The following is a 23,510-nucleotide window of genomic DNA, read 5'->3' as shown; positions in this document are numbered from 1 at the left end:
TTAGGCTGTCACCCGATGTCTGCCGCGCACAGTGAGCCCTCGGGCCACAAATCCCGGGGTGTCAGCGCGGTATTGCTGCTGTGCTGGCGCGACACCGGTCATCCGCAAGGGGGTGGCAGCGAAGCCTATCTGCAGCGCATCGGCGCGCAACTCGCCGCGACCGGTGTGGACGTCACCCTGCGTACCGCGCACTACCCCGGCGCGCCGCGACGCGAGGTGGTCGACGGCGTGCGGGTCACCCGCGCCGGCGGACGGTATTCGGTGTACCCCCGGGCGCTGCTGGCGATGGCGGCGGCACGATTGGGGTTGGGCCCGTTGGCGCGGGTGCGTCCCGACGTGGTGGTCGACACGCAAAACGGCTTGCCGTTTCTGGCGCGACTGCTGTATGGGCGGCGGGTGGCCGTGCTGGTGCATCACTGTCACCGCGAACAGTGGCCGGTGGCCGGGCCGGTGCTCGGCCGGCTCGGCTGGTATGTCGAGTCGAGGTTGTCGCCGCGGCTGCACCGTCGCAATCAGTACGTGACGGTGTCGTTGCCGTCGGCCCGCGATCTTGTCGAACTCGGCGTGGGCAGCGATCGAATCGCGGTGGTGCGCAACGGTCTTGACAAGGCGCCCGCACAGACCCTGTGCGGACCGCGCGCGGCGTCGCCGCGGGTGGTGGTGTTGTCGCGGCTTGTTCCGCACAAGCAGATCGAGCATGCGCTGGACGCTGTCGCGGCGTTGCGGCCGCGGATACCAGATCTGCATCTTGACATCGTCGGCGGCGGGTGGTGGCGGCAGCGCCTGGTCGACCATGCCAACCGGCTCGGCGTCACCGACGCGGTGACATTTCACGGCCATGTCGACGACATCACCAAACACTATGTGGTGCAACGTTCTTGGGTACATGTGTTGCCGTCCCGCAAAGAAGGGTGGGGTCTGGCCGTGGTGGAGGCGGCCCAGCACGCTGTGCCCACGATCGGCTACCGATCCTCTGGCGGGCTGTGCGACTCCATCGTCGACGGAGTGACCGGAATACTGGTGGACGACCGCGAGGAGCTGGTGAACCGGCTCGAACAACTGTTGGCCGATCCGGTGATGCGTGCCGAACTCGGCGGCAAGGCGCAGACCCGATGCGCTGAATTCTCATGGCGCCAAAGCGCCGAGGCGATGCGCGGTGTGCTAGAGGCAGTGCACGCCGGCCACCGTGTCAGCGGTGTGGTGTAACGCCGGCGGTCTGCGGCGAAGTCGCTGGCCGTTGACGGTCGTTGGCGTTTTTCACGGTTCGCGTCACGGTCAAAACGCGCAGTGGCCGCCCCAATCATCTCGATTGAGGCGGCCACATTGGTGCGCTGTTAGCGGTCATCCGGCATCAGAAGCCCGGCGGCGGTGGACCTAAGGGTCCGGGAGGCGGTGGACCTAAGGGTCCGGGCGGAGGTGGCCCACCCGGGCCGGGTCCCAGCGGTCCGGGTGGTGGCGGCGGTCCCGGCTGCGCAGGTCCCGGAGGAGGCGGCGGTGGCGGCTCTGCATTCGCCACGGCAACACCGAGGCCCGCAAGGGGCGCCCCCAGGGCACTGGCGAGCAGTGAGCCGGCGAGCAGTTGCCTGAATTTCATGACTGTGTCCCTCCCAATCGGTGATCGGATCGGTTATCTACGCGGTGGGCGCTGCTGCGCCACGTCATCGGTTTGGTGCTGGGGGCTGCCCGGGTGAGGTCGCCGGAGCACCCGGGGTCAACCGCGGGCCTGGCATTCCTGGCGGGGGTGGCCCCCAGGCTCCCGGCGGCGGGCCTGGCAGTCCTGGCGGCGGGGCCCAGGCTCCCGGTGGCGGTGGCGGGGCCCAGGGGCCAAATGGCGGTGGACCAAATTGGACGGGCGGTGGCGGCGGTACAACCGCCCAGCCCGGTGGCGCAGCCGGCGGGGCAAACAGTGGCATGAAGATGGCTGTCGCGATGGCCCCGAGGACGAGTCCGACCACTCCGCTGCCGACCGCGACACCGGCGGGGTGCCGGTGTATCAGCGACGGCCTCGGCGCGGTGGCTGGACTAGCCGAGGTTGGAGCAGCATGAGCGTCCCGGCTTGCGTGTTCGGCGCGAGGATTGCCGGAGGCTTCGTCGGCTGAGCTGTGGGTTGGTCGTTCGTCGGTCATCGTGCCTCCTCGGTGCCGAAGTTCGGCGATGCCCGCGACGGTAGAAGGCCAATCTGAAGCCAGGCTGAAGAATGCCGCCCGAGCCCAAGTTGTCGTCGCGACCGCTTCAGACGGGAGTGCGGCGGGCATTCAGGCGGTGTGCACGCCGACGATCAGCACGACAAGGACCAAACCCTAGTTGGTGAGGACGTCTCCGTCGGATCGTTGCGCTTGACCACGACCCCGATGCCGTCTGCCCACCGCCATACCGACGGCGCCGCTGACAAACGTCGCCAGCCAGGTCACGTGCGCGGCCAGCACCGCCAGCCGCCGACGCGTCGGCGTTGCGGCACCGTGGCCACCGATCCGGAACAGTGCCAGATCCGCGTCACGATGCACCGGCGGCAGCGGGTCCAGGGTGCGGGCGGCCGCGCCCATGTCCCCCGCGGTTCCCGACTCGACCACCAGCCAGGCCACGCCCGCTTCGCGTAGATGAGCAGAATCAACCCCGGTCAGCAGCAAGCTCTGCACCGCGCGGGCGTGGGCACCTTCGCCCGGCACGGTAATCCCGGAAACCGTCAGGTCGCCGGTGCTCAGCACGTCGGCGCGTAACCAGCGCGGCAGCGGGTCGAGCACCGGCGCCGCACCCGCCCAGCTGAACCGCCGCATGGTGCCCGCGGGCAACACCGCGACCGGGCCGGGATGCTCGTTGATCGCCGCCGCAACGGCGGCCCAGCCGGCGGGGTAGCGCACGGGCCCGACTTTGCCCGCGACCCCCCAAGCCAGATCAGGCAGGCCCGCGATCAGCGCCAGGCAGCACGCCGCCGCCGTCGCCGTCGGTCTCAGCCACCGTCGCAGCGTCACCACCGCGGCGGCGCCGGCGAGTGCATATCCGGGCATCGCCAACGCCACCCACTTTTGTCCGTCGCGCACCACCGCAAGTCCCGGAGCGGCGTCGACCAGCCCCTGCAACATCGCCAGCCCGGGCCCAGTGGCCAACACCGCGGGCAGCACCACGGCAACCACCGCCAGCACCAGCAGCGGGATGGCAACCGCGCGACGTACCAGCACCGGCAGGCCGGTCGCCACCACGCCAAGCAGCGCCGCGGTGGCCAGCGCCGCCAGCGGCGTTGTCCGGGAGGTGGGGACGGCCTCGCCATTCCAGATTCCGCCCAAGCCGGCCAGGCCGCCCAGCGTGCCCAAACCGGGCTCGGCCCGCGCGGCGAACACCGCGACCGCGGGAGTTTGTGCCCATGCGCCTGACGACGGACTCAGCGCCGCCGCTGTCAACCAGGGCAGCGCCGCCAGCATCGCGGCCCCCAGCGCCCCAGCCGTGCATAACCAGCGCGGAGATCCCGGTCCGGGCGTGACCGCGCACACCAGCGCCACTGCCGCGGCCAGCATCAGCCCCGTCGGTGTCAAACCGGCCAGCGCGACCCAAAACGCCAGCGCAAAGAACCCTCGCCGGCGTGTCCCGAGCCGCAGATCCAGCATGCTGGTCGCGACCCAGGGCAGGCAGCCGTAGCCGACCAGCAAACTCCAATGCCCCTGCAACAGCCGCTCCGCGACATAGGGGTTCCAGATCGCCAGCGTCGTCGCGACCAGCTGGCCCGGCCTGCCGGCTTCGGGCAGCACACGTGTCAGCAGCCGGGCTGCGCCCCAGCCGGCCGACCACAGCCCGAGCACAAGCAGCCCCTTGACCACCACGCCGCCGTCGAGCACGTGTGAGGCCAGCGCCACCGCGAAGTCCTGCGGGCTAGCCCGCGGCGCCGATTCGCCCAATCCGAGCGCGGCATCCGACAGATACGACCGTGGCGTGGACACCGCGTCGCGCAGCAACAAATAGCCGGGGCCCAACAGCGGCGCGACCACCAGCAGCGCCACTGTCAGGGCATAAGCCGGCACCGACCACTGCAGAGCCCGGTGGCTGACCCGGGTCACGGTCGGCTAGGGGCGGTCCGGTGGACCCGAATCACGCGGACGTGGCTCCGGCGCACCCGGTGCGCGGGCGTCGTCGTGCAGGTCAGGGCGCGTCGGCAGTATCTCGGTTTCGGCTTCCGCCCCGGATACCGGTTCACCCGCCGTCTCATCGCGGCCGAAGAAACCGTGGTCGGCTCGATCCAGGCCGGGATCGATCAAAGCCGCCCCGGTGCGCAGGCTGAACCAGCCGAGCACCACACCGCCGACCAGCGCGATCAGGCCCGCCGCGGTGAACGTGGTCGGCAAAACCCGTGACCACAGCGCCAATCGGTCCCGCTCGTCGCGGGCCGCGTTGACTTGCGCCTCAATGGTTTCCTCGGTGGAGGTGACTTTGTAGTCGGCGAGCGTCACCTCAGCCTTGAGCGGGTCGCGCGCGAAGTAGTGGTTGGCATGCTCCTGTGTTTTGACGATCGTGCCGGTCACCGGGTCAACCCAGAACGTCCGCTGCGCGGCGTAGTAGCGGGTCATGGTGATTTTCTCGTCGGGATTGTCGCCCGGCAGGCCCCACTTCGCGGCCGTAGCGGTGACTTTGCCGTCGTCGTCGTTGGCATACAGCGAGGGGTATTTGACCGGGTCGACGAGCTTGCCATCGGCGTCGTAGCCGACGTTCTGGGTGAACTTGTAGGTGGTCAGGCCGTTGACGTCTTCTTGCCCCTGGTAGTTGGCGTCATACGCCTTCTGGGCGATCGGGTCGAAGTACGGGTAGGTCATCTTCTCGGTGTGAAAAGGAAACCGGTAGGCCAACCCGTCGTGGGGCAGCGCGATATTGGTGGGCGGGCTCTCGTCGTTGATGCTGCGCGGTTTCTGCACCGAGCCGCCGGGATGGGTTTCGTCGGAGACGGCCATCGCGGTTTTGCGGTTGAGGGTGACGGTATCGACGATGGCCAGCAGCAGGCCAGTGTCCTTTTGTTTGTCGCTGCGCCGCACGGTGCTGCCGACTTGCAGTGTGACCACGTCGGCGTTGGCGGGTGACTCGACGCTGATCTGTTGCTGGGATACCAGCGGTACGTTCTGGTCGACGACGTAGTGGTCACCGGACAGCGACGCGGGGTCGAGCGCGGTTCCGTTGCCGTCGTTGATCAGCGTGGTGTCGAGGTCGAGCGGAATCTTGGTGATCCTGCTGGTGGTGTAGGTCCACAGCAGCAGCGCGGCGATCAGCAGAGCGGCCCCGAGACCCAGGATTCCGCACGCGGCGATCCGCAACATGACTGCTCGGTTCACGCTGCCATGACCTCCTTCTGGTCCCAGATCGCCGCCCGCAGCTTGCGACCAGGCAGCGGGGCAAACCCGTTCGACCCTAACAGCAGAATTTAAGGTGCTGGCTAATGTCCCGGTGTTGGCTGCAGGCAATTGCGGTGTACCCGGGTTCGTCGGCCGGACACATCGGCGGCAGACTGGGCCGGTGACTGAAACGCCGCGGGTCGGCGGGACCCGCAGCTTTTTGCCTGCCGTCGAGGGCATGCGCGCCTGCGCGGCGATCGGAGTGGTGGTCACCCACGTTGCGTTCCAGACTGGGCACTCCAGTGGTGTGGACGGCCGGTTGTTCGGCCGCTTCGACTTCGCGGTGGCGGTGTTCTTCGCGCTGTCGGGGTTTTTGCTGTGGCGCGGCCATGCGGCGGCGGCACGTGGCCTCGGCGCGCCGCCGGCGACGGGCCGCTACCTGCGGTCCCGGGTGGTGCGAATCATGCCCGGCTACGTGGTGGCTGTCATGGTGATCCTGTGCCTGCTGCCCGACGCCGACCACGCCAGCATGACCGTGTGGCTGGCGAACCTGTCGCTCACCCAGATCTATGTTCCGCTCACGCTGACCGCGGGGCTGACCCAGATGTGGAGCCTGTCGGTTGAGGTGAGCTTCTATCTGGCGTTGCCTGTCGTGGCGCTGCTGGCCCGCCGCATCCCGGTGCGGCTGCGGGTGCCGGTGATCGCCGCGGTCGCGCTCGCCAGTTGGGCGTGGGGCGCGATTCCGTTCGGGGCGACACCCGGACTCAACCCACTGAACTGGCCCCCGGCGTTTTGCTCCTGGTTCGCCGCGGGAATGCTGCTGGCCGAATGGCTCTACACCCCGCTGGGCTTGCCGCACCGGCTGGCGCGCCGCAGGGTGCTGATGGCCGTCGTGGCAACAGTGGCCTACCTGGTGGGCGCGTCCCCGCTGGCCGGGCCGGCCGGGTTGACGCCAAGCACCGCAGGGCAATTCGCGGTCAAGACGGCGATGGGCGCGGTTCTGGCCTTCGCTCTGGTGGCGCCGCTGGTGCTGGACCGGCCGGACACTCCGCACCGGTTTTTGGCGACACCGGGCATGGTGACGCTGGGCCGTTGGTCGTACGGGATTTTCGTGTGGCATCTAGCCGCGCTGGCCATGGTGTTTCCGGTGATCGGCGAATTCGCGTTCACCGGGTCGATGCCCGTGGTCCTGGTGTTGACCCTGATCTTCGCTATCGCGATCGCGGCGGTGAGCTTCGCGCTCGTCGAGTCACCGTGCCGAGAAGCATTGCGCCGCTGGGAACATCGCAGCAGCCAGCCGGGCCAAGACCCCCGCGACGTGCCGGGGCTCGAGCCGGTCAGCAGCGCTGCCGCGCCTGCAACCGCATCATGACCTCGTCGCGCACCGCCGAGCGGCGCGCCTTGCCCGCGTCGTCGCGCAGCGGGGGTGTCCACGAACTCGACCGCGCGCGGCACCTTGTATGCTGCGATACGCTCGCACAAAAATGTTTGCACCGCTTGCTCATTCAGCGTTGACCGGTCGGCGGCCTGGACCAGGGCGTAGGGCACCTGGCCCAGATCCTCGTCTGGGACTCCGACGACCAGACACGACAGCACGTCGGGGTGCGCGGACAGCGCGTTCTCGATCTCGGCGGGGTAGACGTTGCGCCCGCCGACGGTGAACATGTCGACCCGCCGGTCCGGCAGATAGAGGTAGCCGTCGTCGTCGAAGTAGCCGAGATCACCCAGCGAGTCCCAGCCGTCGCGGGTCTTGGCCGAAACTCCGACATAGCGGTAGGTCGGGGGGAGTGCCGGGGCTGGGCCGCATGTAGATCTCGCCGACCACACCGGGCGGGCATTCGCGGCCGTTGTCGTCGAGCACCTTCATCTCACCGGCCACGACGACGCCTACCGACCCGGGGTGGGTCAGCCACTGCTCGCCGGAGATGAATGTCAACGCCTGAAGTTCGGTGCCGCCGTACAGTTCCCAGATCTTCTCGGGGCCGAGCAAGTCGATCCAGGCCTGTTTGATTGCGGGTGGGCACGGCGCGCCGAGGTGCCAAAACCGCCGGATCGAGGACAGATCGTAGGCATCGGGGTTGGCGCGGTACACCGGCAGTAGTCGCTGCATGATCGTGGGCACCGTGGTCAAGAACGTGACGCGATGCTCGGTGATCAGCCGCAGAAACTCGTGCGGATCGAACCGGCGCATCAACACCAGGTGATGACGCATCAGCAATGCGATTACCGCCGTGGTGATACCGGTGTTGTGGGTCAGCGGCACCGAGACCAGGGTGGTGTCGCCCTTCTGCGCGCCCAGCGGATAGCCGATGGCCGGTGGTATGCGGCTGTCGCCGCCGGCTTCGATGAGCTTGGGCCGGCCGGTGCTGCCGCCGGACGCCATCGACTTCCAGCACGGCGAAACCGCTTCCGGCAGCCGGTCATCCGATTCTTCTGATACGAAACCTGCTGGTATGCTATGGATTTGGCCTCGCGGATGGGCTCTTCCCACCAGCAGCGCCCGGGGTTTCAGCTCCAGCAGGCTCGCGAATTCCGGTTCGGGCAGCCGTGGGGACAGTGGCTGGGGCACCGCGCCGATTTTCCAGCACGCCACCGCAGCCTGTATCCACTCGATCGAGTTGGGCAGCACGATCGTCACGTAGTCGCCGACGCCGACGCCACGTCGGGCGTAGGCGCGGGCCAAGCGGTTGGTTGAGGCGTCCAGCTCGCCGCGGGTGATGGTGCGCCCGTCGCAGGTGACTGCTGGTTCGTCGGGAGCGAGTTCGGCCAGCCGTGAGACCTGGGTGCCGATCGGCGGGACCGGCTCGGGATGTGTCATTGATAGGCGCCTTGGCGTTCGAAGATGCGGCGCGGGTTGTCCACGAGCATGGTGTGCAGTTGTTCGTCGGTGACTCCGTGCTCCTTCAGCGCGGGGATTACGTCGTTGTGGATGTGCAGGTAGTGCCAATTCGGTGCGGCGACCGGCAGCAGGTCTTCGGGCAGCGCGTCGAAGTAGCAGTTGGCGTCGTGCGAGAGCACCATCTTGTCGGCGTGCCCGCGCTCGCACATGCGGGCCACCGTGGCCACCCGGTCTTCGAACGGCAGGATCACGTCGATGCCGAAGCGGTCCATACCGATGTAGGAGCCGTTGTTGACGAGCTCTTCCAGGTAGTCGAGGTCGGTGGTGTCGCCGGAGTGGCCGATGATCACCCGGGACAGGTCCACGCCTTCCTCGGCGAAGATCCGTTGCTGCTCGAGCCCGCGCCGGGTGCGCGCGTGGGTGTGGGTGGAGATCGGCACACCGGTGCGCTTGTGGGCCTGAGCGACGGCTCGCAGCACCCGTTCAACGCCCGGGGTGATGCCGGGTTCGTCGGTGGCGCACTTGAGGATCGCCGCCTTGATTCCGGTGTCGGCGATACCCTGTTCGATGTCGCGGACGAACAAGTCGGTCATGATCTCCGGACCGTCCAGCGGCGCTCCCGGGCCCAGATAGTGGAAGCAGAACGGCACGTCGTTGTAGGTGTACAAGCCGGTGGCGACGACGATGTTGAGCTCGGTTTGGGCCGCGATCCGCGCAATGCGCGGAATGTAGCGGCCCAGCCCGATCACGGTGAGGTCGACGATGGTGTCGACTCCGCGGGCCTTCAGCTCGTTGAGGCGGTGGACCGCGTCCGCTTCGCGTTTGGACTCGTCACCCCAGCCTTCCGGGTAGTTCTGCACGACCTCGGTGGTCATCACGAACACGTGCTCGTGCATGAGCGTGACGCCGAGATCAGCGGTATCGATCGGGCCCCGTGCGGTATTCATTTGCGGCACGCAGCCGATGCTAGGGCGACTCGGGCCCGGGTTCCTACAGATTGAACGGAAGACGAAGGGCTTCGTCACAGCTGCCACTCGGGTCGCCGGGTGGAGGGTTAGCGCCACCGACCTTGAGGAGTGAGCTGCATCACACTAGGATGACCACTGGTCATCGGCGCTAGGAGTCTTCGATGCCAACGGTCACCTGGGCCCGTGTGGATCCGGCCCGTCGCGCGGCGGTGGTCGAAGCCGCCGAGGCAGAGTTTGGCGCGCACGGCTTCTCCCGCGGCAGCCTGAACGTCATCGCTCGGCGCGCCGGTGTCGCCAAGGGCAGCCTGTTCCAATACTTCGCAGACAAGCGCGACCTCTACGCGTTCATCGCCGACGTCGGCAGCCAGCGTGTGCGGGCCTACATGGAGGACCGCATCCGCGAACTCGACCCGAGCAGACCATTTTTCGAATTCCTCACCGACCTGCTCGACGCGTGGGTCGCCTACTTCGCCGACCATCCACGGGAACGGTCGCTTCACGCCGCGGCCAGTTTCGAGGTCGACACCGACGCCCGCATCAGCGTGCGGTCGGTAATCCACCGTCACTACTTGGAGGTTCTGCGGCCGTTGGTGCGTGACGCGCAGGCGCGCGGCGACCTGCGGGCCGACGCGGATACCGACGCGTTGTTGTCGTTGCTGCTCATGATCTTTCCGCATCTGGCGTTGGCACCGTACGTGCGCGGGGTGGATCCAGTTCTCGGGCTCGACGACCCCACGCCAGAGCAACCGGCCCTAGCCGTGCGCCGGCTGGTCGCCGTGCTGGCAGCCGCCTTCTGCAGCACGGCAACGAAGCCAACAACCAAGGAGGTCATATGACACGCACACGGTACGGCTCACTGGTCGCCGGTGGGCTGAACTGGGATAGCCTGCCGCTCAAGTTGTTTGCCGGCGGCAATGCGAAGTTCTGGGATCCCGCTGATATCGACTTCTCCCGCGACCGCGACGATTGGGAGGCGCTTACCGAGCGCGAGCGCCACTACGCCACCCGGCTGTGCGCGGAATTCATCGCCGGCGAGGAGGCGGTCACCAAGGATATCCAGCCGTTCATGGCCGCAATGCGCGCGGAAGGGCGTCTCGGCGACGAAATGTACTTGACCCAGTTCGCGTTCGAGGAGGCCAAGCACACCCAGGTGTTCCGGCTGTGGCTGGACGCCGTTGGCGTCGCCGGCGATCTGCACGGTTACCTCGACGACTTGCCGGCATACCGGCAGATGTTCAACGAAGAACTCCCGGAGTCCCTGAACGCCTTGTCGATTGACCCTTCGCCGGCAGCACAGGTTCGCGCGTCGGTGACCTACAACCACATCGTCGAAGGCATGTTGGCGCTGACGGGCTACTACGCCTGGCACAAAATCTGCGTCGAGCGCGGCATCCTGCCCGGCATGCAGCAGTTGGTTCAGCGCATCAGTGACGACGAGCGACGTCATATGGCGTGGGGAACTTTCACTTGCCGGCGCCACGTCGCCGCCGACGACGCCAACTGGACGGTGTTCGAACGCCGCATGAACGAGCTGATGCCGCTGGCGCTGCGGCTGACCGAGGAGGGCTTTGCGCTGTATGCCCCCGACATTCCGTTCGGCCTGTCCGAGGACGAGTTCTTGCAGTATGCCAGCGATAAGGGCATGCGCCGCTTCGGCACGATCAGCAGCGCTCGCGGGCGTCCGGTCGCAGAGATCGACCTCGACTACTCGCCACTGCGGTTAGAGGACACTTTCGCCGACGAGGACCAGAAGGCGCTAGCTGCTTCGGCATAGACGCTGAGCAGACGCAGAATCGCACAATTCTGTGGCCAAACGTGCGATTCTGCGTCTGCTCGGCGGCGTCACTCGGCCTTCTCGCCGCTACCGCAGTCGCCAGTCTCAGGTGAGCCGATCCAGACCGTTTTGGTGTTGCAGAACTCCCGGATTCCGTGCCCGGCCAGCTCGCGGCCGTAGCCGGAACGCTTGATACCGCCGAACGGCAGCTCAGGGTAGGACACCACCATCCCGTTGATGAAGACCTGACCGGCTTCGATGTCGTCGATGAAGCGCTGCTGCTCGGACTCCTCGCGGGTCCAGGCGTTGGAGCCCAGCCCGAACGTGGTGGAGTTGGCGATCTCGATCGCCTCGTCGATGTCGGCGGCGCGATACACCGACGCCACCGGGCCGAACACCTCTTCGCAAAAGATCGGCATGTCGCGGCGGATGTTCGTGATGACCGTGGGCGGGTAGAACCACCCAGGCCGGTCGAGACGCTTTCCACCGCAACGGATCACGGCACCAGCGGCGACGGCTTCGTCGACAAGCTTTTCCACGTCGGCGCGGCCCTGCTCGGTGGCCAGCGGGCCGACGTCGGTGTCGGGGTCGGTCGGGTCGCCGACCCGCAGCGCCGCCATCTGCTCGACGAACTTTTCTACGAAAGCGTCGTAGACATCGGTATGGATGATGAATCGTTTCGCCGCGATGCAGGACTGCCCGTTGTTTTGCACCCGCGCGGTGACCGCGGTGCTAACCGCCGCGTCGAGATCGGCCGACGGCATGACGATGAACGGATCGCTGCCGCCGAGTTCGAGTACGGTGGGCTTGATCTCGTCGCCGGCGACGGCGGCCACCGATCGTCCTGCCGGTTCGCTGCCGGTCAGGGTCGCCGCAGCCACCCGGGGATCACGCAGGATGGGCTCGACGGCGCTGGAAGGTACCAGCAGCGTCTGGAAGCAGCCGTCCGGAAAGCCGCCGCGGGCGATAACGTCGGCGAGATAGAGCGCGGTCTGCGGCACGTTGGAGGCGTGCTTGAGGATACCCACGTTGCCGGCCATCAGCGCGGGTGCAGCGAATCGCACTGCCTGCCAGAGCGGGAAATTCCACGGCATGACGGCCAGCACCACCCCCAGCGGTTGATACCGGGTGTAGGCCTTGGCCGCGCCCACCGCGGCGGCGTCGGCCGGCTCGTCAGCGAGCAGCTGTTCGGCATTGTCGGCGTAGTAACGAAATCCCTTGGCGCACTTAAGAACTTCTGCCCTTGCCGCCACCAGCGTCTTGCCCATCTCCAGTGTCATCATCGCCGCGGTCTGGTCGGCCTCGGCTTCGAGCAGCTCGGCGGTGGCCCGCGCCCACTTCGCACGCTCCGCGAAGGTAGTCCGGCGATACTCGGCGAAGCGGGCATGTGCCCGCCCGATCGCTGTGTCGATTTCCTCGGGCGTGGCCGGAGTAAAGGTTCGGACCGTCTCTCCAGTTGCCGGGTTGATGGTGGCGATGGGCATGCTGACATCCCTTCGGCTGGTCGTCTGCTAAACCGCCCTCCAGCCTGCCACTATCGTGGCTTGGGTGAGTACCGCCGCCCAGCTGATGGTCAAATGCCTCGAAAACGAGGGCGTGTCCGTCGTCTTCGGAATACCGGGCGAAGAGAACATCCGGTTTGTTCAGGCGCTGGCCGCATCGGAGATCCGCTATGTGCTCACCCGCCATGAGCAGGGGGCGGCGTTCATGGCCGAGATGTATGGCCGCGTCACGGGACGCGCGGCCGTGGTGTCGAGCACCTTGGGCCCAGGTGCGATCAACATGCAGCTCGGCGTCGCCGACGCCACCACCAACAGCACCCCGATGGTCGCGATCTCCGCCCAGGTCGGCCGCGACCGTGAATACAAGGAGTCGCACCAATACGTCGACCTGGTATCGATGTTCGCCCCGGTCACCCGCTGGGCCGACGGCGTTCCCACCGCGCGGGCGATTCCGGAAATGTTCCGCAAGGCGTTCAAGGTGGCCGAGACGGAACGTCCGGCTGCGGTTTACCTGGCCGTGCCCGAGGATATCGATGCCGACACCACCGACTATTCAGATCTCACCCCGCTACCCCGCAACGTCGTCCGCGCCGAGGCCCCGGCGGCGGGTCAGGTCCAGCGGGCCGTCGCGATCCTACGTCAGGCACAGCGCCCGGTGGTGCTGGCCGGGCATGGTGCTGCCCGCAATGACGCCAGCGCGGCCCTGATCCGGTTCTCGGACGAGCTAGGGATCCCGGTCGCCAACACCTTCCACGGCAAAGGCGTGATGCCCGACGACCATTCGAACAGCATCGGCACCATCGGGTTCATGCGCCATGACTACGTCAATTTCGGCTTCGACAACGCCGATGTCGTCATCGCGGTCGGATATGAACTGCAGGAGTTTGACCCGGTCCAGATCAACCCGACTGCCGACAAGAAGATCATCCACATCCACCGCTTTCCCGCCGAAGTGGATATGCACTACCCGGTCGCCGTCGGTATCATCGGAGACATCAGTGCGTCATTGAACGCGCTGACCGATGCCTTAGCGGGGCACCGCTTCCCCAGTGCCGCCACGGCACCAGCCTGTGATCTGCTGGCTGAGGAATTCGCTCGTGGACAACAGGATTCGCGATTTCCGCTGGCGCCGCAGCGGGTGGTCGCCGATACCCGCGCCGCGCTGGGCCGCAACGACATCGTGCTAGTCGACACCGGCGCGACGAAGATGTGGATGGCCCGGCTATATCCCACATATGAGCGCAACACATGTTTGATCTCAAACGGATTGTCCACCATGTCTTTTGCATTACCGGGAGCGCTCGGGGTCAAGCTAGCGTGCCCGGACTGCAAGGTATTGGCCGCTGTGGGCGACGGGGCTTTCATGATGAACTCGCAAGAAATCGAGACCGCCGTCCGGGAGCGCATACCGCTGGTCGTGCTGATCTGGGAGGATGGCGGATACGGCCTCATCGAATGGAAGATGGACCTTGAACTCGGCGACCACCACTATGTGAGGTTCGGCAATCCCGACGTGGTGAAATACGCGGAAAGCTTCGGCGCCAGGGGATATCGCATCGGCAACGCCCAAGAGCTGCTCCCGACGCTGAAGAGCGCGCTCGACGACGACGGTGTGTCGGTGATCTCTTGTCCAGTGGACTATTCCGAGAACCTGCGGCTGACGAATCGGCTCGGCCAGCTGGACGCGACGTTGTAAACGGTTTACCCCGGTAAAGCGGCGCCGACCGGGCCCGCCGCCTGCTCTGGTGGACTCAATCGCTGCGCGCGCGGCCGAGGGTAGACGCGGAGGCCCGCTTCTACTACTCTATGTCGTAGACAGCTTTCTGCGTCGGGTGGAGCGCTGATGGATTTGGTCGACATTTCCCGATGGCAGTTCGGGATCACAACGGTCTACCACTTTATTTTTGTACCGTTGACAATCGGCCTGGCACCGCTAATCGCAGCAATGCAGACGATTTGGGTGGCCACGAACAACGCCGCCTGGTATCGGCTCACGAAATTCTTCGGCAAGCTGTTTTTAATCAATTTCGCAATAGGGGTTGCCACCGGGCTGGTGCAGGAGTTCCAGTTCGGAATGAACTGGAGTGAATATTCACGGTTCGTCGGCGATGTATTCGGCGCGCCGTTGGCGATGGAGGGTTTAGCTGCGTTTTTCTTCGAGTCTGTCTTCATCGGCTTGTGGATCTTCGGCTGGAGCCGACTGCCTCGGCTGGTTCATCTGGGATGCATCTGGGTGGTCGCGATCGCGGTGAATCTATCTGCGTTCTTTATCATTTCGGCGAACTCGTTCATGCAACATCCGGTCGGAGCGCACTACAACCCGACGACGAGGCGCGCTGAGCTGGATAGCATCGTCGCGCTGCTCACCAACAACACCGCAATATGGGCGTTTGCGCATGCGGTCGTCGGTAGTCTGCTGACCGCCGGCGTGTTCGTGTCCGGCGTCAGTGCATGGTGGATGGTCCGCAAACCTCGCGCTGACGAGGCGCACACCATGTACCGGCCAGCAGCCATCCTCGGTTGCCTGGTTGTCCTAGCCGCTGCGGTGGGGTTGTTCTTCACCGGAGATACGCAGGGCAAGCTGATGTTCCGACAGCAGCCCATGAAGATGGCTTCGGCGGAATCGTTGTGCCACACCGAATCCGACCCGTACTTCTCGATTCTCACCATCGGCACCCATAACAATTGCGACAGCATCACACGGGTGATCGAAGCTCAATACGTGCTTCCCTTCCTGGCGGAAGGGAAGTTCAGCGGCGTCACACTGGAAGGTGTCAAAGATATTCAGCAGCGCTACGAAAAGCAGTTCGGACCGGGAGACTACCGGCCGAACCTGTTCGTGACGTACTGGTCATTTCGGGCCATGGTGGGGCTGCTTGTCATGCCGGTGCTGTTTTCCCTTCTTGCGCTGTGGATGACACGACGTAAGCGGGTTCCGGACCGGCGGTGGTTTTCAGGGCTAGCGCTGCTTACTATTCCCGCGCCGTTCTTGGCAAACATCGCCGGTTGGGTGTTCACTGAGATGGGTCGACAACCGTGGGTCGTGGTGCCCAATCCAGACGGGGATCAGTCGGTCCGAATCACCGTGGAGCAAGCGGCTTCTGATCACACACCGGCGACGGTGATGTTCTCATTGACGATCCTTACCCTGGTCTACGCCGCGCTCGCTGTGATTTGGTTCTGGCTACTGCGCCGCTATGTGGCGGCGGGGCCGCAGGAGCACGACGCTGAACCTGTGCCGCCCCCGTCACCCGATCAAGAAGACGTCGCGCCGCTGTCATTTGCTTACTGAGCCATCAAGGGAGAGGAGCTGATTCACGGTGGGCCTACAGCAGCTGTGGTGCGTCATCCTCGCCGTGCTCTTCCTCGGATTTTTCATTCTAGAAGGTTTCGACTTCGGCGTCGGTATGTTGATGGCGCCGCTGGGTCGGATCGCGAAAGGCGACCGTGAGGCGCATCGACGCGCCGTCCTCAACACGATCGGGCCGGTCTGGGATGGCAATGAGGTATGGCTGATCACCGCGGGCGCATCGATGTTTGCCGCGTTCCCGAACTGGTATGCCACCGTGTTCAGCGCGCTCTATCTGCCTTTGTTGGCGATCTTATTCGGCATGATCGTTCGGGCGGTAGCCATCGAATGGCGCGGCAAGATCGACGACATGAAGTGGCGCGCCTGGGCGGACGCCGGGATTGCGGCGGGATCGTGGCTGCCTGGAATTCTGTGGGGGGTGGCCTTCGCCGGCTTGGTTCGTGGATTGCCCGTCGATGCGCACCACCACGTGCACCTGTCGTTTGGCGATGTCATCAACGCCTATACCGTCCTTGGTGGAATCACGACCGGTGCGCTATTTCTTTTCCACGGCGCGGTATTTCTCGTCCTCAAGACTGACCAGGCAGTGCATAAGGACGCGCAGCGCTTCGCAACCGCGTTGTCGTTGCCGGCGACTGTGGTACTGGGTGCGTTCGGGCTGTGGACTCAGCTGGCTCATGGAAAAGTCTGGACTTGGTGGGTCCTGGCGGCTGCCGTGGCAGCTCAGTTGACTGCGGTAGGGCTGGTGTGGTGGCGGTGGATGGGACGCAAAGCGACGGCAGCTAACTCCGGCGAGGGTTGGGCGTTCGTGTGTACGACGCTAGTCGTTACCGCGCTGGTGGTTTTGCTGTTTGGCGCCTTGTACCCCGACCTGGTTCCATCGACACTGAATCCGAATTGGAGCATTACCGTCTACAACGGGTCGTCAAGCCCGTACACGCTGCGGTTCATGTCGTGGACAGCATTGATCTTCGCACCACTTGTCATGGTGTACCAGGGTTGGACGTATTGGGTTTTTCGCCAACGGATCTCCGCCGAGCGGATACCAGCATCGATAGGCCTGCCGAGGGCGGCGGTGTGATTGAGGCGGCGGGCAGCCGGCGCGAAAAGACACAATGACACCCAATTGGACGCGAAACGGGTCCGCAGCGTCTGTGCGCCGAAGCATGTTCGACCGGCCGCCAGGGATTTCGGCCGGACCAAGCCCGCCGGTCTGAAACGATACGCCACGTGGGCCCGCAGACCTATGCTCGTCGCAAACTACTTGTGAGATGGAGGACTGTGATGCGCCTGTCTACCCGAAACCAGCTCAAAGGGACCATTGCCGACGTCGCGCTGGGCAACGTCATGGCGATCGTCAAAGTGCGGCTCGACGGCGGCGACCAGGTTATCACCTCGTCGATTACCAAAGATGCCGCACAAGAGCTGAGCCTCAAGACCGGTCAACCCGCGACGGTGTTTATCAAGTCGACGGAAGTGACGATCGGCGTCGATTAACCCGTGCACAGGTTTCTTTTTCTCTGGCTTATCGCGTCTCAGCCGGAACGACTCACCACGAGAGCCAGTCGCCGGAGGCGGGAGATGTCTTCGCCTTGCCGAGCGTGACCGGACCGACGTACTCACCGACTGGGGTGCGATGCCACCAGGCTCGTTCGCGCAGCAACTCCCGTAATGTGGTGTAGCGGTACTGGTAGAGCTGCACTCGCACATACCGTGGCGGGGAACCGGGGAATGGATTACGCCGCAGCAAGCGCAGTGTCGCCCGGTCATTTTGCAGTAGCCGCACCAGGAACGGGCCCAGCCATCGCTCGGCGTAGAGCGGCGAGATAGCGGCGAACCACATGAGCCAGTCCAGACGCAGATGGTACGGCGCCCATTGCCGCGGCAGCCGACGGACCGCGCCGGGTTTACCTTTGAATTCGTATTCCTTCCACCGCGTTTGCTCGGTAAGGGTGGCCTCGTCGGTGCCCTCGACGACCAGCTCGTTACGAATCCGTCCGATGCTCCCGAACGCCCCGTAGGTGTTGACAAGGTGAAACGGGTTGAACGACATGTTCATGCGCTGATGGCGCGACATCATGTTGCGCATCGGCCAGTAGCTCAAAAACAGCGACAGCACCGTGAAGGCGAGAACCAGTCCGGCGAACCAGAGTGGCGGCTCGGTAAACGCGGCCGGCTTCGGCACCGGCAGGACCGTGGACCACGATGCGTCATCGATCACGCTGCAGCCCAGCAAGATCGTCAGCCAATTGAGCCAGGCGAAGTTGCCGGAAATCACCAGCCACAGTTGAGTGATGACGACGACCGCTCCGGCCATGCTGGCTACCGGCTGCGGCGCGAACAACCCGAACGGGACCACGAGTTGGGCGAAATGGTTGACCGCGACTTCGACTCGGTGAAGCGGCTTGGGGAGGTGATGAAAGAACCAACTCAGCGGCCCAGGCATGGGCTGGGTCTCGTGGTGGTAGTACAGGCAGGTCAGGTTCCGCCAGCACGGGTCACCGCGCAATTTGATCAAGCCGGCACCGAACTCCAGCCGGAATAACAGGAGCCGCGCCAGCCACATGGTCAGCAGCGGCGGGCCGACGCGGTCGTTACCCAGGAAGATCGCGAGAAACCCGGTCTCCAGCAGCAGCGACTCCCAGCCGAACGAATACCACGTCTGGCCGACGTTGACGATCGACAGATAGAGCACCCATAGCACCAGCCACATCAGCATCGCCGCCCACAACGGCACGAGGTCGGCGAGGCCGGCGACAATCGCCGCTGAGAGCGCCGCACCGAACCAGGAGATGCCCGAGAAAAACCGGTCCGAATAGTGGAAATGAAAAAGGCTCGGCGCCTGCCAAAAACTCTGCCGAGCGAGATAACGCGGTATTGGCAGCATGCCGTGCTCCCCGAGAAGCGCACGGAATTGGCACGCTGCCGCGAGGAATGCGATCAGATAGACAGCCGCGACACCGCGCTCGAGTACCAGTCTGCCCAGCCAATATTCGGGTGCCGTAAACCATCCCATGTCCGCAACTCCCGGGACTGTGGACGTTGACAACCGCCTGCCTAGGCTTCCAGCCTAGAACGCAATTTCGATCGCGCAGAAAATCTGCCCATCATCGTCCGCGCGGCTCCTCCTCGGGCCGATAAGCGGCCCGCATCGTCGCCGCTGGGCCTAGTTGCGCGGCTCCTCCTCGGGCCGATAAGCGGCCCGCATCGTCGCCGCTGGGCCTAGTTGCGCGGCTCCTCCTCGGGCCGATAAGCGGCCCGCATCGTCGCCGCTGAGGCGAGCATTGCGAGCGAGATCAGCGCCAGCAGCTGCACCCCCGGCGAATGGCCGGCGTAGCCGTCGACCGACCGCCAGGGATGCCGCGACAGCAGTGCACCGGCCACGATGAGCCCGCCGGCGCTCAACCCGACGGTGACCGCCTCGCACATCCGCTGCCGGTCGCGCAGCGCGTACCGTAACGCCAGGGCCGCGCCGAACGTGACGAACCCGGCGGCGCCGGCGATCAGCGTCCCTACTGCCAACACCGCGACCGCGCCCCAGTGCCGCGGCGCCCATGGCCGCGCGGGCTCGTCGTCGGCACGTCGCCGCCGCGCCGGCCACCATGCGAGCAGAGCCAGCAGAGGCAGCATGGTCAGACCGCCCAGCAGCCCGGCGCGGTAAAGCGAGTTGGAAACAAAAGTCAGCGTGATCGTGCCCGCGGTGCCTGCGGGCACGATCCAGCCCTGCTGCCAGCCATTCACCGCGATGGGTGTCAGCCTGGTGCCGTCGCTGGTGCGCGCCACCCAGCCGGGGTTGATGCTTTCCGGCACCACAAGCACCCGCGGGGCGTTGGCCGTCGGTGCCCTGACCTCGCGGCGCGCCGGCCCCCAGGCACCGGTCTCAGCGAGAACCTTGGTGGCGTTGGGTAATTCAGCTACGGCGGGATCCGTCAGCTCGGCTCCGTCGACCGCGAACGCGTCGCCGGGGCTGATCACCAGCTCCTGCTGCCCGGTCGGCAGCGCGATGGGCTCCCGCTCGCATGGTTGGGCCGCCACCGGTTCGCCGTCGAGCAATGCGCCCGCCGTGGTGCGGATCGAGGTGTGCACGAAGCGGCCCGCGATCGCGATGACCGGGCCGTGACCGCAGTCGACGGTGATCTCCCGCGACCGGTTGCGTTGAGCATCGGCGCCCGCCACCGGTCGGTCCTCGCTGCCGAGTACTGCCACCTCCGCCAGCCCCGGCGGCTTGAGCTGGTCGAAACCCAGCGCCGTACGGTCGATGACGTCGTTCCAGTTCAGCAAGCTGATCGTGATGGTGTCGGTGGTCCGGGATTTCAGCCGGATTGTCTGCGGTCCGGCCGCGTCGCTCGATTTCAGTTCGCGGACCTGTGGGCCGTCGCCGAGGTCGACGGCGACCATCGTAGGGTGGGCCGGCACCGCGGACCGGCTCGCGGTCAACCGCAACCCGGTCACCTCCGTGGGCCGCGGCAAAGTGAGGGTGAGCGTCGGCGGCGTCTTGTATTGGACGACGTGCTGCGGTGCCGTCCACGCGGTAGCCGGATCCCCGTCGGCGGCGGCGTATGCCGAGCCGAGCACGTCGACGAGGTCGGAGTCGCCGTGGGCCCGCACGGTGCCCGGCTCGGCGACCAGGTCGGCCAGCTGAGGCCCTTGCCGCGGCCGCACCCACACCCTCGGCGTCACCGACATCGGCCGCGGCACCGTCAGCGTTCGGCTGAAACCGACCTGTTCTTCCGGAGTCAGGGCCATCGACGCCGCACAGTGCACGCCGTCGGGCCCTTCGGCGCAACCCGGTCGGCCCAGCGGCTCCGAACCCAGATTCCATTGTGTGACAATCGAATCCGGTGGTGGACCTGGAACAAGCACGGTGTGCCGCAGCGCGACCGGGTGGGCAAAGCCCGACGCGTCGTACTGGGTAACCGACAGGTCGGTGATGGCGAATTGCACACCGGCGGACCCGTCGTCGGTGCCGATGGCGGTGATTCGCACCCATGGTGTTTCGCCGTAAGGTAGCGCCGCGGTGAGCGGTTTGCCGGGCTCGTCGAACCGCAGCGTCGTGGTGCCGTTGACGGTAGCGATCTGGATGCGACGGATCTGGGCGCCGACGGCGGTCGCGCTGGGCGTCAGGGTGATGACGCCGTTGGTCACCGGGTGGTCGAAATCGACCTGCAGCCATTGACCGACCGCGGCTTGCAGTGCATTGGACACCCACGCGGTCGCCGGGTCGCCGTCGACGGCCGCGGCTGGCGACGTGGCGGGCGCGACATCGGGCAGCGCGGTGGCGTCCGACGACGAACTCGACGCGGTGACCCGGCCACCGGTCCAACCGCCGAACACCGTGTCGGCACCCGGAACCGGATAGTCGGGCACCCGGTTGTAGGTGTGCCGAGCGTCGCCCGGCGCGCGGATCGCTGACGAGTGCAGGTCCACCCGGCCATAGTCGGTCTCCCGCGCCAACGGGGTGTCGGTGACGGTGACGAGGGGCGCCGGCAGGCCGGCGCCCCGGGCGTCGGCACTCATCAGCACCGGACCCAGCGGCGAGTTGTTTAGCAGACGCCGGCGTTCGTCGAGGCGCAGCAGCACCTCCGGGCCGCCGTCGATGCGGGCCAGTCGGTCAATGTCGGCGAAGTACGGCGCTGCCGGATTACCGGCAGCGGTGGTGACCCGGTAGATCTCGACCGCGGGATACGGCGGCCGCAACCCACTGTCGGTGACGAAACCCGACACGACCCCGGCGCCGACCTGCGCCCCGAATTGCGCCACCTTCTGCAGCCGCGGCGACCCGGCGATGGCGCGGTGAACCAGAATCGGGCGTGCGGAACGCGACGTTTCAGGGTCCAGATCGTTGCGCACTACCACATACGAAATGCCTTGGCGGGAAAGGGTATCGGCTAGCCCCGCCGACGGCCGGCCAGCGGCGAACAGACGCTGCACCGAGTCCAGCGCCCGGATGGTTTGGGGCGGGGTCAACGGGATGGAGTCACGCACGCCCCACGGGCTGCTGCCGAGGACCTGCAGCGGCTCGTCGTGACTGGTCCCCCAGACCTGGGTGGCGAAGGGGGCGCCGGGAACCACCAGCACCCGTCCGGGCATCGGCGCGCCAGTGTTGTGCTCGGCGAGCCAGGCGGCGGCATCGCGCCAGTATTGAGGTATCGCACGGAAGGTGCCCGGCGGCGTGAGCCGGCCGGTCCAGGCCAGCGAGGTGCTGACCATCAGTGCGACCATCACCACGATTCCGACCGCAACCCGCTTGTCGCGTTCGGGATGGGCGAATGCGGCTACCCAGTCGCGGACCGGCGCGCTGCCGGGCAGCGGTATCCGGCCCAGCAGCTGCGCCAGGCCCAGCACGAGCGGGATCCGGATCAGCGATTCCAGCTTGTGCACGTTGCGCAGCGGTGCGCCGCCGGCATCAAGAAAAGCCTGCACGTGGTGGGCCAGCGGCGAACCCAGTCCACCGGAGTAGCCGGCTGCCAGCAGCACCACGCCGCTCAGCAGCATCGTCACCAGCCGCCCGCTTGCGGGCGCGCCGCGGCCGGCCAACCCAGCCAGGCCCGCCAGGCCACCGGCCGCGACCAGGCAGGTGGCCAAGATGGCCACCGAGCCGGTGACGAGCGGCGCGCCCGCGGTCGCGTTGGGCGCCACGAATGGAGTCCAGCTGGCCGTACCGCGCAGCACCTCGACCAGCGACGACCACTGGGTGGTCACGCCTGAGGACTCGATGAAGTCCAGGAACGGCGGGCTGATCCGGGCCAGCAGAATCAGCGCTACCAGCCACCACAGCATCGCCAACGCCAGTGCCAGCAGCCACCACCGGGTGTACCGCCACCACACCCGGCAGGGGCGATGACACGCCCACCAGACGACGGCGGGCAAGCAACCCGCCAACGTGGCGATCGCGTTTACTGCGCCCATCAGTGCGACCGCCAGCCCGGCCTGTCCGGCCAGCCGGCGCACCGACCTGCCGGGTTCGGCCCGCAGCGCCACAATGGTCGGCAGCAGCACCCACGGCGCCAACATGATCGGCAGGGTTTCCGAGGAGATCGACCCGACCGTGGTCAACACCCGCGGCGACAGCGCAAACGCCGCGGCGGCGATGACCCGTGACGTCGGACTGCCGATCGTCAGCACTTCAGCGACCCGCAACAACCCCCAAAACCCGGCGGTGAGCAGCAAGGCCCACCACAGCCGCTGGGTGATCCAACCCGGCAGCCCGAGCAGATGCCCGGCCAGGAAGAACGTGCCGTGCGGAAACAGGTAGCCATAGGCCTGGTTTTGCGCTTGGCCGAACGGCAGTTCGCTGTTCCACAGGTTGGTCGCTCGGGCGAGAAAGCGCAGCGGGTTGGCGGTCAGGTCGAGTTTGGTGTCGGGCGAAATCTGTCCCGGCGACTGGGCGAAGCTTAACCCCAGTGCAATTGCTCCAACCACCCACAACCATGACCGTGATAGCCGCGCCGCTGGGAGCCGCGAACCCTGCGCCGGGTCGGCCGCGACGGGCGTGCCCACACCAGATCCGGATTGCCCGGCGCTTCCCCCGGGCCGCGCCGGCCCGCATCGCCAAGTCAGGTGCGGTTGCCGTACTCGACCCGGTTGAGCACCGACGACTGCGGATCGCCACCGGGCAGCGGAGGTTTTGTGTCCTGTTGCACCATCAGTGTGATGCCGAAGATTGCGGCCGCACCAAGCAACAGACCGACCACGACGCTGGCCGCTGCGGGTGCGACGAACCGGTTCATCGGTGGCTCCTCGAAAATGCGATCGTGGGTTGCCGCCAACCTAGCAGAAACGCAACTGGCGGCCCGCGGCGTGGTTTTCGG

15 protein-coding genes and 1 pseudogene are annotated in these 23,510 nt (G+C 66.2%); 8 read left to right on the top strand and 8 right to left on the bottom strand.

Annotated elements, in window-relative coordinates:
* Nucleotides 1-15: 15 nt before the first annotated feature.
* Nucleotides 16-1,206: a glycosyltransferase family 4 protein gene (locus tag MHEC_RS22650; protein ID WP_048890484.1), complete on the top strand. Its 1,191-nt coding sequence runs from the start codon at nt 16-18 to the stop codon at nt 1,204-1,206.
* A gap of 1,094 nt (nt 1,207-2,300) precedes the next feature.
* Here MHEC_RS22650 and MHEC_RS22645 read toward each other — a convergent pair.
* Together MHEC_RS22645 and MHEC_RS22640 are read right to left on the bottom strand one after the other, a co-directional pair.
* A complete protein-coding gene (locus MHEC_RS22645) occupies nt 2,301-4,022 on the bottom strand; it encodes a hypothetical protein (RefSeq protein ID WP_048890564.1) in 1,722 nt (573 codons plus the stop codon).
* A 30-nt stretch (nt 4,023-4,052) separates the two neighbouring features.
* Entirely contained in the window at nt 4,053-5,306 is a 1,254-nt protein-coding gene (locus MHEC_RS22640; RefSeq protein ID WP_099869023.1) for a PorA family protein, read from the bottom strand.
* A 238-nt stretch (nt 5,307-5,544) separates the two neighbouring features.
* Here MHEC_RS22640 and MHEC_RS22635 point away from each other — a divergent pair, with 238 nt between their 5' ends.
* Nucleotides 5,545-6,678: an acyltransferase family protein gene (locus MHEC_RS22635; protein WP_082169680.1), complete on the top strand. Its 1,134-nt coding sequence runs from the start codon at nt 5,545-5,547 to the stop codon at nt 6,676-6,678.
* Here MHEC_RS22635 and MHEC_RS22630 read toward each other — a convergent pair.
* Together MHEC_RS22630 and MHEC_RS22625 are read right to left on the bottom strand one after the other, a co-directional pair.
* Nucleotides 6,644-8,124, bottom strand: a pseudogene (locus tag MHEC_RS22630) (AMP-binding protein). The gene MHEC_RS22635 and the pseudogene MHEC_RS22630 sit on opposite strands and share 35 nt — an antisense overlap.
* A complete protein-coding gene (locus MHEC_RS22625) occupies nt 8,121-9,101 on the bottom strand; it encodes a phosphotriesterase family protein (protein ID WP_048890488.1) in 981 nt (326 codons plus the stop codon). The pseudogene MHEC_RS22630 and the gene MHEC_RS22625 overlap by 4 nt, the downstream one beginning before the upstream one ends.
* Before the next feature lie 173 nt (nt 9,102-9,274).
* On the opposite strand from MHEC_RS22625, the gene MHEC_RS22620 reads away from it, so the two are divergent.
* Both MHEC_RS22620 and MHEC_RS22615 read left to right on the top strand, forming a co-directional pair.
* Nucleotides 9,275-9,949 (top strand): TetR/AcrR family transcriptional regulator, encoded by a 675-nt coding sequence (locus MHEC_RS22620; RefSeq protein ID WP_048890489.1) that lies wholly within the window; start codon nt 9,275-9,277, stop codon nt 9,947-9,949.
* Nucleotides 9,946-10,887, top strand: a complete 942-nt coding sequence (locus MHEC_RS22615; RefSeq protein ID WP_048890490.1) for a R2-like ligand-binding oxidase — start codon at nt 9,946-9,948, stop codon at nt 10,885-10,887. The genes MHEC_RS22620 and MHEC_RS22615 overlap by 4 nt, the downstream gene beginning before the upstream one ends.
* 68 nt (nt 10,888-10,955) lie before the next feature.
* Here the strand turns inward: MHEC_RS22615 and MHEC_RS22610 are convergent, their stop codons facing one another.
* Complete coding sequence (locus tag MHEC_RS22610) at nt 10,956-12,371, bottom strand: NADP-dependent succinic semialdehyde dehydrogenase (protein ID WP_048890491.1); 1,416 nt, start codon at nt 12,369-12,371, stop codon at nt 10,956-10,958.
* 64 nt (nt 12,372-12,435) lie between these two features.
* Here MHEC_RS22610 and MHEC_RS22605 point away from each other — a divergent pair, with 64 nt between their 5' ends.
* The 4 genes from MHEC_RS22605 to MHEC_RS22590 all read left to right on the top strand — a co-directional run bounded on the left by MHEC_RS22605 (nt 12,436) and on the right by MHEC_RS22590 (nt 17,196).
* Nucleotides 12,436-14,085, top strand: coding sequence for an acetolactate synthase large subunit (locus MHEC_RS22605; protein WP_048890492.1), 1,650 nt, complete (start codon nt 12,436-12,438; stop codon nt 14,083-14,085).
* A gap of 147 nt (nt 14,086-14,232) precedes the next feature.
* On the top strand, nt 14,233-15,681 hold the full coding sequence (locus tag MHEC_RS22600; protein ID WP_048890493.1) for a cytochrome ubiquinol oxidase subunit I: 1,449 nt from the start codon (nt 14,233-14,235) through the stop codon (nt 15,679-15,681).
* A gap of 28 nt (nt 15,682-15,709) precedes the next feature.
* Nucleotides 15,710-16,780 (top strand): cytochrome d ubiquinol oxidase subunit II, encoded by a 1,071-nt coding sequence (gene cydB, locus MHEC_RS22595; RefSeq protein ID WP_048890494.1) that lies wholly within the window; start codon nt 15,710-15,712, stop codon nt 16,778-16,780.
* A gap of 203 nt (nt 16,781-16,983) precedes the next feature.
* Nucleotides 16,984-17,196 (top strand): TOBE domain-containing protein, encoded by a 213-nt coding sequence (locus MHEC_RS22590; RefSeq protein WP_048890495.1) that lies wholly within the window; start codon nt 16,984-16,986, stop codon nt 17,194-17,196.
* Between the two features lie 52 nt (nt 17,197-17,248).
* Here the strand turns inward: MHEC_RS22590 and MHEC_RS22585 are convergent, their stop codons facing one another.
* The 3 genes from MHEC_RS22585 to MHEC_RS22575 all read right to left on the bottom strand — a co-directional run bounded on the left by MHEC_RS22585 (nt 17,249) and on the right by MHEC_RS22575 (nt 23,429).
* Nucleotides 17,249-18,715: a lipase maturation factor family protein gene (locus tag MHEC_RS22585; RefSeq protein WP_048890496.1), complete on the bottom strand. Its 1,467-nt coding sequence runs from the start codon at nt 18,713-18,715 to the stop codon at nt 17,249-17,251.
* A gap of 206 nt (nt 18,716-18,921) precedes the next feature.
* On the bottom strand, nt 18,922-23,199 hold the full coding sequence (locus MHEC_RS22580; protein ID WP_099869039.1) for an alpha-(1->3)-arabinofuranosyltransferase: 4,278 nt from the start codon (nt 23,197-23,199) through the stop codon (nt 18,922-18,924).
* Nucleotides 23,200-23,255: 56 nt separating this feature from the next.
* Nucleotides 23,256-23,429, bottom strand: a complete 174-nt coding sequence (locus tag MHEC_RS22575) for a DUF2613 domain-containing protein (protein WP_071700116.1) — start codon at nt 23,427-23,429, stop codon at nt 23,256-23,258.
* Nucleotides 23,430-23,510 lie beyond the last annotated feature (81 nt).

Origin of the sequence: Mycobacterium heckeshornense (assembly GCF_016592155.1) — a bacterium.
GTDB lineage: Bacteria > Actinomycetota > Actinomycetes > Mycobacteriales > Mycobacteriaceae > Mycobacterium > Mycobacterium heckeshornense.
The sequence above is the reverse complement of the archived record's forward strand: the minus strand, read 5'-3'. Positions and strand labels throughout refer to the sequence as shown.